The organism is Aquiflexum balticum DSM 16537, from assembly GCF_900176595.1.
GTDB classification, from domain to species: Bacteria; Bacteroidota; Bacteroidia; order Cytophagales; family Cyclobacteriaceae; genus Aquiflexum; species Aquiflexum balticum.
The window spans coordinates 2,867,764-2,883,862 of sequence record NZ_LT838813.1 but is presented as its reverse complement, the minus strand read 5'-3'; the positions used below and the strand labels follow the sequence as shown (position 1 = coordinate 2,883,862).

Genomic DNA, 16,099 nt, shown 5'->3' with positions numbered 1-16,099 from the left:
CTGAAAAAACATCCATTTATACATAGTATCAATAAATATCTGATTGGAAGTAAAACAGATTGAGAAAAAAAGAACTTGATAGATATAAACTTTTTTTTCCTGCATAGGGGTAAACAGCTTTTCAGGTTTCTTTTTATATAAAGGCCCAAAATCTTAACTTGCACGAAAGCATTGGATTTTTCATGCAAGCAACAGACCAACAGGTTTTTTCTAACATTCAATCCGGAGATACTGCCTCGTTTGAGATGCTGTTCAAAACCCATTATAACCCACTTTGCCGCTTTGCACTTTCATTCCTCAAGGATCCGGACGATGCTGAAGAAACCGTACAGGCTGTTTTTATTGGTATTTGGGAAAAGAAAGCAACCATTCAAGTGGATACTTCCATAAAATCCTACTTGTACCGAAGCGTCCGAAATGCCTGTCTCAATGAAATCAAGCACCAAAAAGTACGACAATTGCATGCAGGAACTGTCCAAGCTGAAGGTGAACCCCGAAGTCAGCCATCTGACCACTTGGCAATCAGGAAAGAACTTGAATCAAAAATCCAGGAAGCTTTGGAAACCCTTCCTGAACAATGTAAGTTGATTTTCAAGATGAGCAGGTTTGAAGAACTCAAATACCAAGAAATCGCCGCACAATTACAATTGTCAGTCAAAACAGTTGAAAATCAAATGGGAAAAGCCTTGAAACTGATGCGCATTCAATTGAAAGATTATTTGCCATTGATCACCATATTGATAGGAAGGCTATTGGAACCATGAACGAGAATTTGGAACATATCGAAGACCTGATCGGGAAATTCATTGTCGGTGAAGCTTCTGAGATTGAAATCCGGAAGCTGAGGGAATGGTGTGCACTTTCTGATGAGAATCAAAAATACCTGGAAGATGCCAAATTGATTTTTCAAAGAGCGCAGTTGCCTGGTAAACAGGAATTTGATGCAGATGCTGCTTGGAACAAGGTGAAAAATCAGATTCATGGAAAAGAGAAAAAGTCATGGTTTATATTTCCGACATGGGGAATTGCAGCCGGTTTAATTCTTATTTTTGCTTTTACTTTCATTTTTTACTCTATCCGACAATCTTCCCAAAATCAGGAATTCAATTTCACCGCTGACTTGATAGCAGTCACCCAGAGGATGCCTGACCTGACAGAAATTTCACTTAACAAAAACTCAGATGTAAGGGTCGATTACGACGAAAGAAAAAAAACAGGAACCATCCATTTGTCAGGAGAGGCTTTGATCAATATCCCCGATTCCAAAAAAGTAAATTGGACGGTCCAAACAGGCGAACTGCAGATTGAGGATATAGGGACGGTTTTTCATGTCAAAGCTTTTCCCAATAGTGCCATTGTTGAAGTCACAGTGCAAGAAGGAAGGGTCAGGTTTTATAAAGAAAATATGGAAGGCATTTCGCTCTCAGCGGGAGAAAAAGGGACTTATGACAAAAACCTGAACACTTTTTCCAAGTTGGAAGCTGATCCCAATGTTGCGGCATTTGTCACAAGGTCTTTTACATTTCAGGAAGAGGAACTCGGTCAGGTACTTAACAGTCTTTCCGAAGTATATGGCAAAAAAATCGTCATGGAAGGAGATATTTCCGGTTGTAGGTTGACGGTAGCTTTTGAGAATGAAGACCTAGATACGATCCTTGGAATAATCGCCGAAACACTTGGTCTAGAAGTATCTGATGAAGGTTCCCAAATCAAAATCTCTGGGGATGGCTGCTTTTAATACTTCAATTCAAACCCAAGGAAAGGCCTATTATTGGGTAATATTAGTGCTCTTCCTTTTCTTATTTTCTTCATTGGCTTTCGGACAACAGATTCCTACTTTGGAGAAAAAAATTTCCATTTCGGCCAAAAACGAACCGCTTGAAACTTTCCTCCGGCGCTTATCCCAAGAGACAGGAACGTCATTTTCCTACAGTTCTTCCGCTATCAATGTAAATAGAAATGTGACCGCTGATTTTTCTAGCAAACCTTTGAGGGAAGTTTTGGAAACTGTGTTGGAAGGTCAAGTGGATATCAAACAGAAAGGTGTGTATATCATACTCACTCCAAAACCAGATTCCCCCAAGAACTTGGTCATCAGTGGCTATATCGTGGATGAAAGTACAGGTAAAGCTGTCCGAAATGCGACCGTTTATGACCCGATTACCTTGAAATCTTCCTTGACGGATGAGTTTGGCTATTTCCAGTTGTCGGTAAAAAATCCCACAGAGGACCTCAAATTGGTCATCAACAGTCAATCCTATACCGACACACTTTTGATAGACGAAAAACAATCCACTTTCCAAAAGGTCTTGCTCAAAACCAAAGAAGTTGATCTTGGTGAAGTTGGCAAAAGTATAGCAGAACCTATGAAAGATTTTTGGGTTTGGACCAAAAAGTCAGTGGCTTTTACCAATATGGACAATATGAGCGATACACTGCATCGGGGATTTCAGGTTTCCTTGATTCCATTCGTGGGAACAAATAGAAAGCTTTCGGGAAATGTGGTCAATGATTATTCTCTCAACATCTTCGGAGGCTTTTCTGGAGGCACCAACAAACTGGAGTTTGGAGGATTATTCAATCTCAATAAAGGAAATGTTAAGTCTATACAGGTTGCAGGTCTATTAAATCAGGTCAGCGGAACCGTCAAAGGATTCCAATTGGCAGGATTGACAAATGCTGTACTGGATTCGGTGAATGCTGCACAAGTTGCAGGATTGATCAATTTCAGTACGGGAAATGTAAAGGGTTTTCAGTTGGCGGGACTGATAAACCTTGGGACCTCCGATTTTCGCGGATTCCAATTAGCCGGATTAGCCAATTATGCCAACAGGGATGTTGATGGTGTACAGATGGCAGGTTTACTGAACGTGGGACGCAATGTCAAAGGTACCCAAATCGGACTTTTCAATTATGCTGACAGTTTAAAGGGTGCCCAGATTGGTCTGATCAGTTTTGTGAGAAAAGGTTACCATCAGGTCGAGATCGGGGCGGATGAAATGCTGCCTTTGAATCTGTCACTGCGTTCTGGCACAAGATCATTTTACAACATGCTTTTTGCAGGAATGAGAACAAACAGTTCGGACTCCACTACTTGGGCATTTGGCTATGGGATAGGCTCCTCCCCTTTATTAGGCAAGAAAACAGCTCTGAATATCGAATTGAGTTCCCAGCAAGTTAACAAAGGTAATGTCTCGGCCTTGAATCTAGTCAACAGACTTTACATAGGAATGGAATTTCGTCTGGCAAATAAAATCCACTTCTTCGCCGGACCAAGTCTGAACCTAAGGGTGTATGACAGTTCCTATGCTGACCATCCAACTTTATTTACTTACACCAATCCAAGAATCATTTCCGAGAACTCCTACCCTTCCGAAAACCTTGCCACCCAAATATGGATTGGCGGTAGAGGGGGATTTAGGTTTTTTTGATGGGTTACAGAAGCCATTGGCTTGTCTCCACTGCCAATTAAATTTCCAAAAATTCAAGGATGTCTGATGATATTGAAATCCACACATTCAGAATTTTCCAAAATTCATAAATCCCAGAAAGTCAGTGAGGACACTGACTTGAGCTGATCTTTGATCAAAAATTTTTTTCTAAAATTTTCTCATTTCACATAGGGGTGTTTTTGCTTTCGTTTGTCATAGGATTGAAACTAATCCAAACAAATGAATACCATAAGCAAAATTTTAGCAACAGCAGCTTTCTTTTCCCTTTCTCCTGTGGAAACAAAAGCCCTTTCAAGCCTTGGAGAAACCCTGACCGATAGCCTCGAAAAGGTTGAACCGAAGGTTTCATTTCACCGCATCGGTGAAAAAATCAGCACATTAAAATTCCAACCATTTAGTGTCAATCCTGAGGATACTACCATCGTATCGGTACAGTTTGCATTTGTTCCCTTCGTAGGAACGAATGGCACCCAATCCGGAAACATGATCAATGACGTTTCTTTTAACATGCTCGGTGGGTATTCGGCAGGAACCCGGGATTTTGAAATGGCAGGCCTTTTCAATATTAACCGGGGTGACATGACAGGGGTGCAGTTGGCAGGCTTATTCAATCAGGTAGGGGGAAAAGTCGACGGGGTGCAGTTGGCAGGTTTGTTCAACTCCAATCTACAATCCGTCAAAGGAGTCCAATTGGCAGGATTGACCAATTTTACCACAGGTGAAGTAAACGGTGTACAGCTTGCCGGCTTGGCAAACTTTACCCCCAAATCAGTCAAAGGAGTTCAAATCGCAGGTCTTGCCAATTTCTCGGGAATAAACACCGAAGGCTCTCAAATTGCAGGCTTGGCAAATTTTACTCCCCATGAAGTGAACGGATCGCAGGTTGGGTCTTTTAATTATGGAAGTAGAGTCAATGGCTTTCAGCTTGGTCTCCTCAACTATGCCGACAGCATGAGTGGAGTTCCGGTAGGTCTGATCAGCTTTGTCCGTTCAGGTTATCATACGGTCGAGTTAGGAGCCAATGAAGTGCTTCCTCTAAACCTGGCATTACGGACAGGAAAGAGGGAATTCTATAATATCCTTTTTGCTGGCATCAGACCGGAAATCAACGAAGATGTCACTTGGGCATTTGGCTACGGTGTAGGAACCTCACCAAGATTGGGGAAAAAGACATTCCTGAATATTGAGGTGAGCTCCGAGCAACTGAACAAAGGAAATGTACAGTCGCTTAACCTGATCAACAAACTCTATGTAGGCGCAGATTATCAAGTGGCTAAAAAGCTCGCCCTATTCGCTGGCCCTACAATTAATTTCAGAGTATTTGACGATTCTTTTGACGGCCATCCAGAACTATATACCAATACCCGGATCCGCAATGAAAGGGCCCACCCTGAAAATATTTCCAGTCAATGGTGGTGGGGATTTAGAGCCGGATTCCGGTTTTTCTAAATCAAATCAAAATTTCTTTCAAAAAATAAAATATTAAAATAGGGGTAAAATCCATTCAAATTGTCATTACAATAAATGCTAAACCAGCAGCAAACCCTACCCGGCTTGACATGAGCTTGGGCAGGTTAGCAGCCTAATAAAACACTTAAAAATGAAAAAGCTATTCACAATTATTATCGCATTACTTGCTGTCCAAGCGGCATATAGCCAAGAAGCAGACAGATTTAGATTTCAGATGGACCTGGGTGCTGCCGCTCCCAAAGGAGGTGGAATCGGTGCTTTGGTCAATTTTGAACCACAGATACTAGTCAGGAGAAATCTGGCTTTGGGTCTGAGAATGGGTGTGGCAGGATTGGCCAAAGACATTGTCTATTACGAAATCCCTGATGATTACACCGGAGAGTTAGGCGGAAATGCATCTATTTCCGGTACAGCAAATTATTATTTCAACTACGGAAAAGGAAAAGCGGCTCCCTATATCGGTGGCGGTTTTGGGTACTATACCATGAGCAACATCAACATTGAAACCACTGATATCGATGAAGATGATCTTGGAGATTTAAAAGCAAACTTTGCCTGGGCGCCAATGATAAGAGCAGGCGTGGAACTTGGAAAATTCAGGATTGGCGCTGAATACAATTTTGTCCCTAAAAGCGATCTCCAAAACATCAACGGTGAGGTAATCGGTCAAGCCACCAATGAATACTTCGGATTTACGATTGGCTACTTTGTCGGTGGTGGAAAATGGGGAAGATGATTTAAGCAAACTCCCAAGACTTGTCTCCACTGAATTTAAATTATTATTCGGTGGAGACGAAACTTGGAAAAGGAGTAAGAAATGGATAAGTATATATAATTTACTATTTTCAAAACTCCCATAAATTACGGATGCGCTGGTTTTAGTGTTTTTTTGAACTTTCTAAAATTTAAGGAATATAGGAAATCTTGCTTTTTCTGCTTTTTTTTAAACATAAAAAAAACTTAATCCAAAGAATTGAAATTAGCATAACCCTTTATGAATTAAAGCCTTGAACAAAAGAACCGTTTGATTCAAGTTGTAAGTCCAAGTAAACCTATAAATTCCCATGAAAGAAAAAGAAGATATCATCCGAAATTATATAGAAGGATACAACAATTTTGATGTTTCAAGAATGGTGCAGGATTTTGATAAGAAAGTTATTTTTGAAAATATCCAAAATGGAGAAGTAACCATGACTTTGAACGGGATTGATGAATTCATTACACAGGCAGAAGCAGCAAAAAGTTACTTTTTAGAAAGGATGCAAAAAATCAAGGTTTTCAGACATGAAAACGATAAAACTGAAATTGAAGTTGAATACACTGCTGTATTGGCTATTGACTTTCCAAACGGACTGAAAAAAGGTCAGAAAATAAAACTCTTGGGCAAATCTGTTTTTGAATTTCAGAATGAAAAAATCATACGTTTAACAGATCTGAGTTAAAAACCTGTAAATCTTACAAAATCTACTAAAAGATATGTAAGCAGTTTCACTTCAAAAATGGTATTTTTAGTTGTTCCTAAATAACTATAGCCATGAAGATAAGGGTAGATTTGATCGGTAGAAATATATTGATGTTGAGCATGTTAGTCTTTCTATTTTCTGCTTGTGCTCAGAAAATTACCTTTTTGAATTCCGCTGTTGTTCCATCAGCTGAAGGCACTATTACCATTAAAAAAGGCAAAAACAACAATTACAATATCGATTTGGATGTCAAACGCTTAGCAGAACCTGGTAGGCTGACGCCACCAAAAACTGTATATGTGGTATGGATGGAAACCGCTGAGAGAGGAGTGCAGAACATTGGACAATTAAGTACCTCCACTTCAACGTTCTCAAATATGCTTTCCAGTTCATTAAAAACAGTATCTCCGCATAAACCAACCGGTTTCTTTATTACAGCAGAAGACGATGCCAAAGGAAACTACCCTGGGATGACAGTAGTACTGAAAACCGGTCCTATTGACTTATAAAATTTTAAGCATTATCGGATCGTTTATAATATTAAGGGAAAGGAATTTTTTTGGTGTTTAGACTTTGATGTTTATTACACCTAATTTCCTTTTTTAAGCAGAAATAAAATCACGTTATATTGTGAAAATCTTTTCATTCACTCTCTATGAATCACCATCAGTTAGCCAAATCATATTATAATGTGATTTAATTTAATTTTTTAATAAATCCTGCCAATTTTGCATAAAAAATCACACTATAATGTTATCTGCGCAACTTGGAGAGACCATCAAAAGAAGAAGAAAAGAGTTGGGCATTACCCAACCACACTTGGCTGAATTGGCTGGCATCAGCACCAATACGCTTTACAAACTTGAACGTGGACAAAGCAATCCTTCTTTAGAGATATTAAATAAGTTGGTTGAAGTATTGGGCATGGAAATCAAATTGGAAGTTATTAAGAAGTATTGATTGAATGAGAAAGGCAGAGGTGTACCGCAATGGAATATTGGCAGGAATTCTTTTGGAAGAAGACCGTCAGCATTTTGTTTGCCGATGATTATGATACAGAAAGTTTCAAGGTATTGGGATTCTATGCCTATGATGACTTTTATGAGTTCGGATTGAAAATCGACATGTTGGAAAACCGTATCAGAACGATTTTGGATAAGTACCGAAGCAAAAACAAACAAGTCATTGTTTTAACACCAAGTTCTTTTTTGACGGAACCTATTAAGGAACTATATATCAATCATTATCTAGATCGATTGAAAATGTTGAATAATTCATTCTCTATCCGTATTTGAAAAAAGCCCTGAAAAAGCAATATTAATACTCTAAGTGCTGGTTAAAATTGAATAAATTACACCTTCCCTTAATATCAGTATCGAATCAGCCCTGAAAGGGTATATTACCCAAACACAGGGTGCAGCCCTGTGAAAAAAAACCACAAAGTCTGACCCAGCCCTGAAAGGGCAAAATACCCCAACACAGGGTACAGCCCTGTGAAAAAAAAAGGAAAACTCCTAACCCAGCCCTGAAAGGGCGAAATATCAAATTCCTATGGCACAGTCGCTCGTTAAAAATTACCTTCATATCGTTTTTAGTACAAAACACCGACAGCCCTTAATCTCACCGGAAATCGCTAATGAGCTTTACTCCTATCTTGGCGGCATATGCAACAACCTAGACTGCTCTCCTATTAAAATCGGGGGACATATTGATCATATCCACATACTCTGTCTGCTTTCAAAAAAGATCACGCTTATAAAATTGCTTGAAGAAATAAAATCCCATTCATCCAAATGGGTTAAAACGAAAGGGGAAAGTTTGAAGAGCTTCTACTGGCAAGATGGATATGGAGCATTTTCAGTAAATCCTACCGAAGTTAATACGGTGATAAAATATATTGAAAACCAAGCTGAACACCATAAGAAAAGGACTTTTCAGGATGAGTATAGGGCCTTCTTGAAGAAGTATAAGGTTGAATACGATGAACGATATGTGTGGGACTAAGTATTCCGCCCTTTCAGGGCTTGGGGTGGGATTTTGGGTCTTACAGTCGCAGGGCTTTACCCTGCGTTGGTAGATTACCGCCCTTTCAGGGCTATTCGGAAGTGAACTACACAAATGTATCCTCCCTTAGGAGTCGGGATATGAAAAAGCCCTGAAAGGGCATAATACTCCAACACATGGTGCAGCCCTGTGAGAAAAGGAAATATCCTAACCCAGCCCTGAAAGGGCGTAATATCAACTTCCCAAAACCCAGTTAATATCCATAGAGAGAATTACTGAAAATTTTATCGGACAGGCGATAAAGCAAGCTAGACAGGAACGTAACCTGACTCAAGAACAGTTGGGTAACTTGGAAGGTGTTCAAAAAAATCTATTTTGGGAGAGTTTCCGAATATTCAATTAATATTTTTTTTATAGAATCGGAAAAAATTTTAAATTGAGTAAAATCGTCAAAATTGCATGACACTTGAAGAAAAAGTTGAAATATTCATTAAAGAACTTGAAAATAATATTCAGGAGAACATCCCAAGGGTTCAAAACCAATTTTTAATTGACTATGGATGGTCTGAATTTGATCCATTAAGAGAGGAAATATCAAGGTGTCTTATTTGTGATTTTTGCCAAGCTGCAATAACTTTAACCAACCATCTTTTAGAAAATTTTCTCAAAACAATGCTTATTTATAATGATAAATCTTGTATTGATAAAACCCAAGATATTAGAAAATCATTTAATGCGGGAATTGAAAAATATAATGATAAGAATTTAATTGAAACCATAGGATATGCCAAAAGATTAGGTATAATTTCAAAAGAGGACAGTCAAATCTTAATAAAGTATAAGGATGATTTTAGGAACGCATATTCCCACGCAGATAAAAAGAAAACATTTAAAGATCTTAAATTACCGACTCAAGAAATAAGCTTTAATAAAGATTTAAAATATGAGATAGGGGAATTAGAAAACAGTAATTTATTTGAACTACTGTTTGCCCACGGATTTGCCCAAGCATTATTAAGTAAAAAAACCGCCTTTGAATATTTTATCAAAGTGGATGAAATTATTAGATCTTCACTAAAGAAATTTGAAAACCAAAACCAAATTTAATTTTATAGAGATATGCTTAATTAATCTCCTCCACTTTCTAATTTCCCAACCATTTCTCCCCTCACCCTTAGCGCCTTTGCGGGAATTCCCTATCTTTGCACCTTCAAAATTCCAAGCAATCAATGATTTCAGTAGATAACCTCTCTTTAAAGTTCGGTAAAAGAACCCTGTTTGAAGATGTAAACCTTAAATTCACACCCGGCAACTGCTACGGTGTCATCGGTGCCAACGGTGCCGGAAAATCCACTTTTTTGAAAATACTCTCAGGAGATATGGACAGCACTTCGGGAATGATCAATATCACTCCCGGTCAAAGAATGGCTGTTCTGAAGCAGAACCACTTTGAATTTGATGAAATTGAGGTGTTGAAAACCGTGATCATGGGACATAAAAAACTCTATGCCATCATGGAAGAAAAAGATGCCATATACCTCAAAGAGGATTTTTCGGAAGCCGATGGTATCAAAGCCTCAGAATTGGAATCGGAATTTGCCGAAATGGATGGCTGGAATGCAGAATCTGATGCTGCCTCCATGCTATCAGGCTTGGGGATTTCCGAGGATCTACATTACCTGAAAATGAAAGAATTGGCCGGTAACCAAAAAGTAAGGGTACTTTTGGCCCAAGCACTATTTGGTAATCCTGATATCCTGATTCTGGATGAACCTACCAATGATCTGGATTCTGAAACCATCAACTGGTTGGAGGATTTCCTGGTCAATTTCAAAAACCTGGTCATTGTCGTTTCCCACGACAGGCACTTCTTGGATGCGGTTTCCACCCATATCGTCGATATTGATTTCGGGAAAATCAAGATCTACTCCGGAAACTATACTTTCTGGTATGAGTCTTCTCAATTAGCCGCCAAGCAGAAAACCGATCAGAACAAAAAAGTAGAGGAGAAAAGAAAAGAATTGCAGGAGTTTATTCTCCGATTCTCAGCCAACGTCGCCAAATCCAAGCAGGCAACAGCTAGAAAGAAAATGTTGGAAAAACTGAATGTGGATGATATTCAACCCTCAACCAGAAAGTATCCGGGTATTATCTTCAAACCTGAAAGAGAGGCTGGAGATCAGGTTTTTATGACAGAAGGCTTGGAATTGAAGGATGAAAATGCAGTTTACTTTACTGATGTCAACCTGATGGTGGACAAAGGGGATAAAATCGCCTTTATATCCAAAACCAAACAGGCTGTCACCAAATTCTTTCAGACTATCATGGAAGAAATCCCGGTTCAAAAAGGAAGTTTCAAATGGGGAGTCACTATCAACAAGGCCTATTTACCCAATGATAACTCCAAACACTTCCAGTCAGATCTAAACCTGATTGATTGGTTGAGGCAGTATTCACCCAATCAGGAAGAAGCACATGTGAGGACCTTTTTGGGCAGGATGCTATTTACCGGGGAAGAATCCTTGAAGAAGTGTTCCGTATTGTCAGGTGGGGAAAAAGTCCGTTGTATGGTATCCAAAATGATGTTACAAAACCCCAACCTTTTGGTCATGGACGAGCCTACAAACCACCTCGACCTGGAATCCATTACCGCCTTCAACAATGCCATCATTGACTTTAACGGTACGGTATTGATGACTTCCTATGACCATGCATTCGTTTCCTCTACTGCAAACCGTATCATTGAATTTACCCCAAAAGGCACCATTGACAGAAGAATGCCTTACGATGATTACCTGGATTCAGAGGAGATTAAGGCTTTGAGGGAGAAGATGTATAGGTAGACAGGAGATTTGAGAGGTTAGACATAAGACATAAGACGCAAGACACTAGACGCAAGACTTTTGGGTTTGGCGAAGCAATAGATGTTACCGTATTTAATTGAGGGTTTTGATTTTGATTTATGGTCAAGATTTTGAGATAATCAAGGGAAATATTAACCTCCTAAATGTCCTTTTTGTAAATTCAAGGATTTTGTTGAATCTTGGCTTCTAGATATGCATTGGAACAAGTATTGTTTTTTGAAATTAACCTCACACAATAGCGTTACAAACGCTATAACTCAGCGTCACAAAGCCAAAGGCTTCGGACATCCCCTTCTTGACTCTTGTTTCTTGTATCTTGTTTCTTAAATCTCAAGTCTCACGTCTAAATAAATGCTTCTAACCGCCATCATCATCTACATCCTCATCACCGTAGCGATAGGTGCCTGGTCTTCGAAGCTGGTCAAAAACTCCAGTGATTTTGTTTTGGCCGGGAGACAGTTGCCACTTTTTTTATCGGCCTCGGCATTGTTTGCCACCTGGTTTGGTTCGGAGACTATCTTTGGTGCCTCTTCGGAATATCTTGAACACGGACTTCAAGGAGTAATGGAAGATCCCTTTGGAGGGGCATTGTGTCTGGTATTGTTTGGGGTTTTTTACTTGAGACCAATGTACAAGATGAATGTCCTGACGATAGGCGATGTGTACAGGCGGATTTTTGGAAAGCGGGTAGAGTTTTTTGCTTCCGTTTTTATGATACCCCCATATTTCGGTTATGTAGCTGCACAATTGGTTGCCTTATCTTTGATATTCACAACAGTTGCTGATATCAGTATTGCGCAGGGAATAGTCATCAGTGCGGGCATTGTGGTCTTCTATACATTTTTGGGAGGTATGTGGGCCATCTCGATCACCGATTTCATTCAGACGACTTTGATTGTGGTCGGATTGATTTGGGTGGCGGTATTGGTGAGCGAAAAAGCAGGTGGTGTCATGCCAATTCTTGAATCTGCGCCAGAAGGAAGTTTTCAGTTTTTCCCCGATGCCGACCCGATTTCATGGATGAATTATCTAGGGGCCTGGATGATTATAGGTTTAGGAAGTATACCCAGTCAGGACATTTACCAAAGGGTCATGTCCGCGAAGTCAGAAAGGGTCGCTATCCGTTCAGCTTACCTGGCGGGAGGCTTTTATGTAACCATCGGCTTATTGCCTTTATTTATTGCCCTTGGAGCAAAATTCCTGTATCCGGAAATTTACCTTGAAAACAAACAATTGCTTCTCCCTGAAATGGTCCTTAAACATGGCGGAATGCATGTTCAGATTTTATTTTTCGGAGCATTGATTTCAGCCATCATGAGTACAACGAGTTCGGGATTGTTGGCCCCATCTGCCATCATTTCAGAAAACCTGATCCGTCCTTATTTTGGAAATAAATTGAAGGAGAAGCATTTTTTGTGGATTTTGAGGATAAATATCATCACTGTCGCTGTCGTGGCAGTGGTGTTGGCCCAATGGAAAACCAATATTTATGAGCTTGTGGCCGGAGCATCGATATTGATGTTGGTTTCCCTCTTTGTTCCCCTGACAGCGGGGCTTTATTGGAAAAAAGCTTCGGAAATGGGTGCCCTGATGTCCATAGTTTTTGGGATGATAGCGTTTTTGGGTTTTTCTTCTCTAGATTTACCGTATTATCCCCATTTGCCGGCGACACTTGTCAGTGCAGTTTCCATGGTAGTGGGCTCTTTGATTTTCCCCATCAACAAAAAAACCAATGCTACCCTATCCGACAATAAAACTTCTTAAAAACAAAGAAATCTCCATCTACCGTAAACACCATTGGATTTTTTCAGGAGCAATAGACTACAAAAACGATGACCTGAAAAACGGTGACTTGGTGCAGATTATCAGTTCCAAGGATACATTTTTGGGAGTTGGTCATTTTCAATATGGCTCCATCATGGTCAGGATGGTGAGTTTTGAGGAGGAACTGATTGATGGAAATTTTTGGATTAAAAAACTGAGCGCAGCCTATCAAATGCGTAAAAGCATTGGATTGGTCAATAATACTGAAACCAATGTGTACAGGCTGATTCATGGTGAAGGGGATGGCTTGCCAGGTCTGATTATCGACTTCTATAACGGTACAGCTGTCATTCAGACCCATCATGTCGGTATGTACAAGCATGTCAAAGATATCAGTCTTGCGCTGCAAAAAATATATGGCAATACCCTGCAAGCCGTTTATGAGAAAAGTGCAGAGACTTTGCCAAGGGATATTGGAGTCGAAAACCGTCTTCTGTTTGGTGTTCCCGAAACCAATATGGTTTTGGAATATGGTTGCCAATATGAAATAGATTGGGAAAAAGGTCAAAAAACAGGTTTTTTTGTGGATCAAAGGGAAAACAGGAAACTCTTTGGCCACTATAGCAAAGGAAAAAAGGTATTGAATACCTTTTGCTATTCAGGCGGGTTTTCGGTAGCAGCTTTAAAGGAAGGTGCATTAGAAGTTCATTCTGTAGATATCTCTGTTAAAGCCATAGAACTTACCGATAGAAATGTAGCCTTAAACAAAGGATTCCAAGGAATAAATCAATCCATTGTGGCAGATGTGGTAAAATATATCAGAGAAATTGAAACTGATTATGACATCATAGTGCTTGACCCACCGGCATTTGCCAAAAACATCAAATCCAAACACAATGCTGTTCAAGCCTACAAAAGGCTAAATACTGAAGCATTGAAAAGAATCAAATCAGGTGGAATATTATTCACCTTTTCTTGTTCGCAGGTAGTGGACAAGCAGCTCTTTGCCCATACTGTAACGGCTGCAGCCATGGAAGCGGGAAGAAATGTGCGTATACTCCATTACCTCTCCCAACCTGCAGATCATCCTGTCAATATCTTTCATACTGAAAGTGAGTATTTGAAAGGTTTGGTTTTGTATGTGGATTAGGGGGTTTTAGATTTTAGATTTTAGATCTTAGATTTTATGAACTTTCATGATATAGGTTGACAGGTTTGGGATTTAAGGATGGGTTATCCGAAGCTTGTAGCTTCGGATCATTGAGTATTGAGCCTCTGGCTCAATTGAGGAGAGTTAGAAACTCCCAACTCAGCAGTCCGAACGTACAACCTAAGGACAACACCATCTCACTTCACTTATTCCGAAGGCACAACCTTCGGACAACGTAAAATTTATCTTTGCCCTTTGCTGACTTTGCGGGATTTTACTCTAATTTTAAAACAAAAAACTTAAAACATGTATACAGGATTAAAACACTTACACTCCGGACTTGCTTATTTGGCTTTGGCGGCTTTGGTTGTCATTTTTATTTATGCGCTGATAGGTTCCCTTTCAAATAAAACTTATACCGAAAAAGACAGAAAGATCGCTTTGATTGGGTTTATTTTGGCCCATGTGCAATTATTGATCGGATTGATACTCTACTTTGTCAGTCCACTTGGATTTGCACTGTTGAAAGAAGGTGGTGCTATGAGCGATAAAGTCGCGAGATTGACTGCATTGGAACACCCTGTAATCAATATTATAGCCATCATAGTGATTACCATAGGCTATTCAAGAGCAAAAAAATTATCCGAAAGCCGTGCAAAGTTCCGTTCAATATATATGATGTATGCCATCGGATTGGTTTTGATACTTTCCAGAATTCCTTGGGCTTCCTGGTTGGGTTAAACAGAAAATTAAAAATTTTAGAAGGCAGGCAAAAACCTGCCTTTTTTTATTTTAACAAGACTTTTATCAATTCTTTATCCTCTTGACCATTCCTTATAATCCCAAATCCACCCTTATAATCCCACGTTGTCCAAGCAATATTATTTTTCTCCAAGACGTCTTTGACATCTTTATACCATTGGTACCTTGCCTTGTCTGGAGTAGTCGGATAAGCTCCCCATTCTCCACAATAAAGTGGAAGATTGTATTTCTTTGCTACTTTGATCGGCTTCGCAAAGTGCTCTTCAATTGCTGCTTTGTCATAATACTTTTGCTGACCTGCCATTATTGATGCCAACGGTTCTTCCAAATTCTTCAGGTCTTCCGGAGTTACTATTTGTCCCGGATAGTTTACAGGACCCATATAATCCTTTGTTTTTGTCCATGATGCCTTGTAGTGGGTCAGCAACATGGGTTCATACATATGGAAACTTAAGATAATATTCGGATCATTTTCAGGAACCTTTAAATCATCAAAGGTATCAGCGCTTTGCCACCTGTTGGAACCGATTACCAATTTTCTATCAGGTTCATTTTTCCTGATTACTTCCACCGCTCTGGCTACCAGCTTATTCCAATCCTCCGGATCATCCGCTACGGGTTCATTCATGAGTTCATAAGCAAGCATATGGACCGGATATTTATTCAATTCTTCAGAAAGGTCCCTCCAGCACTGATAAAACCTTTCCTGAGCTGAGGCTTCAGTCCACAATGGTTTTACATCCGCATTGAAATAATGGGAACGTAAGATATGTAAATCTACAATCACATTGAGCCCGTATTTCTCACTCCATTTGATGCTATTATGAAGAAGAGTAAATACTTCTGCATCTTTTTCTCCGGATTCTTGCCACATCTGCTCCTCATCTATTGGAATCCTGATATGATCAAAACCAAGGTCAGCAATATATTTGACGTCCTTTTCGGTAAAAAAATCAAACCTCTCCTGTCCCCTTCTTTTGCTTTGGGAAAGCCAATGACTGATATTGGTTCCTCTATTAATTTCAAACTTGTCATTGTTTGCTTTTTCCCCAAGACCCATTTCATTTGAGTCTGCAAAATTGAGGAATAAAAGCAAAAGGCTTAAGATATAAATCCTGATATCCATAATCGGTTCATTAAAGATTTTTTAGGTGTAGTATTTCCTTAAAT

16 protein-coding genes are annotated in these 16,099 nt (G+C 39.5%); 15 read left to right on the top strand and 1 reads right to left on the bottom strand.

Translation table 11 applies throughout. The features are described from left to right. Window positions 1-182: 182 nt before the first annotated feature. The 15 genes from B9A52_RS12295 to B9A52_RS12225 all read left to right on the top strand — a co-directional run bounded on the left by B9A52_RS12295 (window position 183) and on the right by B9A52_RS12225 (window position 14,908). Window positions 183-764 carry an RNA polymerase sigma-70 factor gene (locus B9A52_RS12295; protein WP_084120744.1) on the top strand — a complete coding sequence of 194 codons (582 nt, stop codon included), beginning with the start codon at window positions 183-185 and terminating at the stop codon, window positions 762-764. Beyond that, entirely contained in the window at window positions 761-1,738 is a 978-nt protein-coding gene (locus tag B9A52_RS12290; RefSeq protein WP_084120743.1) for a FecR family protein, read from the top strand. The genes B9A52_RS12295 and B9A52_RS12290 overlap by 4 nt, the downstream gene beginning before the upstream one ends. Beyond that, on the top strand, window positions 1,725-3,431 hold the full coding sequence (locus B9A52_RS12285; RefSeq protein WP_084123496.1) for a carboxypeptidase-like regulatory domain-containing protein: 1,707 nt from the start codon (window positions 1,725-1,727) through the stop codon (window positions 3,429-3,431). Before B9A52_RS12290 ends, B9A52_RS12285 begins: the two co-directional genes overlap by 14 nt. 240 nt (window positions 3,432-3,671) lie before the next feature. Continuing rightward, window positions 3,672-4,901 carry a hypothetical protein gene (locus B9A52_RS12280; RefSeq protein ID WP_084120742.1) on the top strand — a complete coding sequence of 410 codons (1,230 nt, stop codon included), beginning with the start codon at window positions 3,672-3,674 and terminating at the stop codon, window positions 4,899-4,901. Between the two features lie 151 nt (window positions 4,902-5,052). Next, entirely contained in the window at window positions 5,053-5,658 is a 606-nt protein-coding gene (locus B9A52_RS12275) for a hypothetical protein (protein ID WP_084120741.1), read from the top strand. Between the two features lie 328 nt (window positions 5,659-5,986). Further along, window positions 5,987-6,364: a nuclear transport factor 2-like protein gene (locus B9A52_RS12270; protein ID WP_084120740.1), complete on the top strand. Its 378-nt coding sequence runs from the start codon at window positions 5,987-5,989 to the stop codon at window positions 6,362-6,364. A 92-nt stretch (window positions 6,365-6,456) separates the two neighbouring features. Continuing rightward, window positions 6,457-6,894: a hypothetical protein gene (locus B9A52_RS12265; RefSeq protein WP_084120739.1), complete on the top strand. Its 438-nt coding sequence runs from the start codon at window positions 6,457-6,459 to the stop codon at window positions 6,892-6,894. A gap of 241 nt (window positions 6,895-7,135) precedes the next feature. Next, the gene (locus B9A52_RS12260) at window positions 7,136-7,345 is read left to right on the top strand and encodes a helix-turn-helix domain-containing protein (protein WP_084120738.1); all 210 of its coding nucleotides are present in this window, start codon (window positions 7,136-7,138) and stop codon (window positions 7,343-7,345) included. 29 nt (window positions 7,346-7,374) lie between these two features. After that, window positions 7,375-7,680 carry a hypothetical protein gene (locus tag B9A52_RS12255; RefSeq protein WP_084120737.1) on the top strand — a complete coding sequence of 102 codons (306 nt, stop codon included), beginning with the start codon at window positions 7,375-7,377 and terminating at the stop codon, window positions 7,678-7,680. Window positions 7,681-7,936: 256 nt separating this feature from the next. Continuing rightward, the gene (gene tnpA / locus B9A52_RS12250; RefSeq protein WP_084120736.1) at window positions 7,937-8,389 is read left to right on the top strand and encodes an IS200/IS605 family transposase; all 453 of its coding nucleotides are present in this window, start codon (window positions 7,937-7,939) and stop codon (window positions 8,387-8,389) included. A gap of 459 nt (window positions 8,390-8,848) precedes the next feature. Continuing rightward, window positions 8,849-9,496, top strand: a complete 648-nt coding sequence (locus B9A52_RS12245; protein WP_084120735.1) for a hypothetical protein — start codon at window positions 8,849-8,851, stop codon at window positions 9,494-9,496. 122 nt (window positions 9,497-9,618) lie between these two features. Then, the gene (locus tag B9A52_RS12240) at window positions 9,619-11,232 is read left to right on the top strand and encodes an ABC-F family ATP-binding cassette domain-containing protein (RefSeq protein ID WP_084120734.1); all 1,614 of its coding nucleotides are present in this window, start codon (window positions 9,619-9,621) and stop codon (window positions 11,230-11,232) included. A gap of 372 nt (window positions 11,233-11,604) precedes the next feature. Continuing rightward, window positions 11,605-13,017, top strand: coding sequence for a sodium:solute symporter family protein (locus B9A52_RS12235; protein ID WP_084120733.1), 1,413 nt, complete (start codon window positions 11,605-11,607; stop codon window positions 13,015-13,017). Continuing rightward, complete coding sequence (locus B9A52_RS12230) at window positions 12,986-14,167, top strand: class I SAM-dependent rRNA methyltransferase (RefSeq protein ID WP_084120732.1); 1,182 nt, start codon at window positions 12,986-12,988, stop codon at window positions 14,165-14,167. Before B9A52_RS12235 ends, B9A52_RS12230 begins: the two co-directional genes overlap by 32 nt. A gap of 306 nt (window positions 14,168-14,473) precedes the next feature. Beyond that, window positions 14,474-14,908: a hypothetical protein gene (locus B9A52_RS12225; RefSeq protein WP_084120731.1), complete on the top strand. Its 435-nt coding sequence runs from the start codon at window positions 14,474-14,476 to the stop codon at window positions 14,906-14,908. Window positions 14,909-14,954: 46 nt separating this feature from the next. Here B9A52_RS12225 and B9A52_RS12220 read toward each other — a convergent pair whose 3' ends face one another. Further along, window positions 14,955-16,055: a glycoside hydrolase family 5 protein gene (locus B9A52_RS12220; protein WP_084120730.1), complete on the bottom strand. Its 1,101-nt coding sequence runs from the start codon at window positions 16,053-16,055 to the stop codon at window positions 14,955-14,957. Window positions 16,056-16,099: the final 44 nt, after the last annotated feature.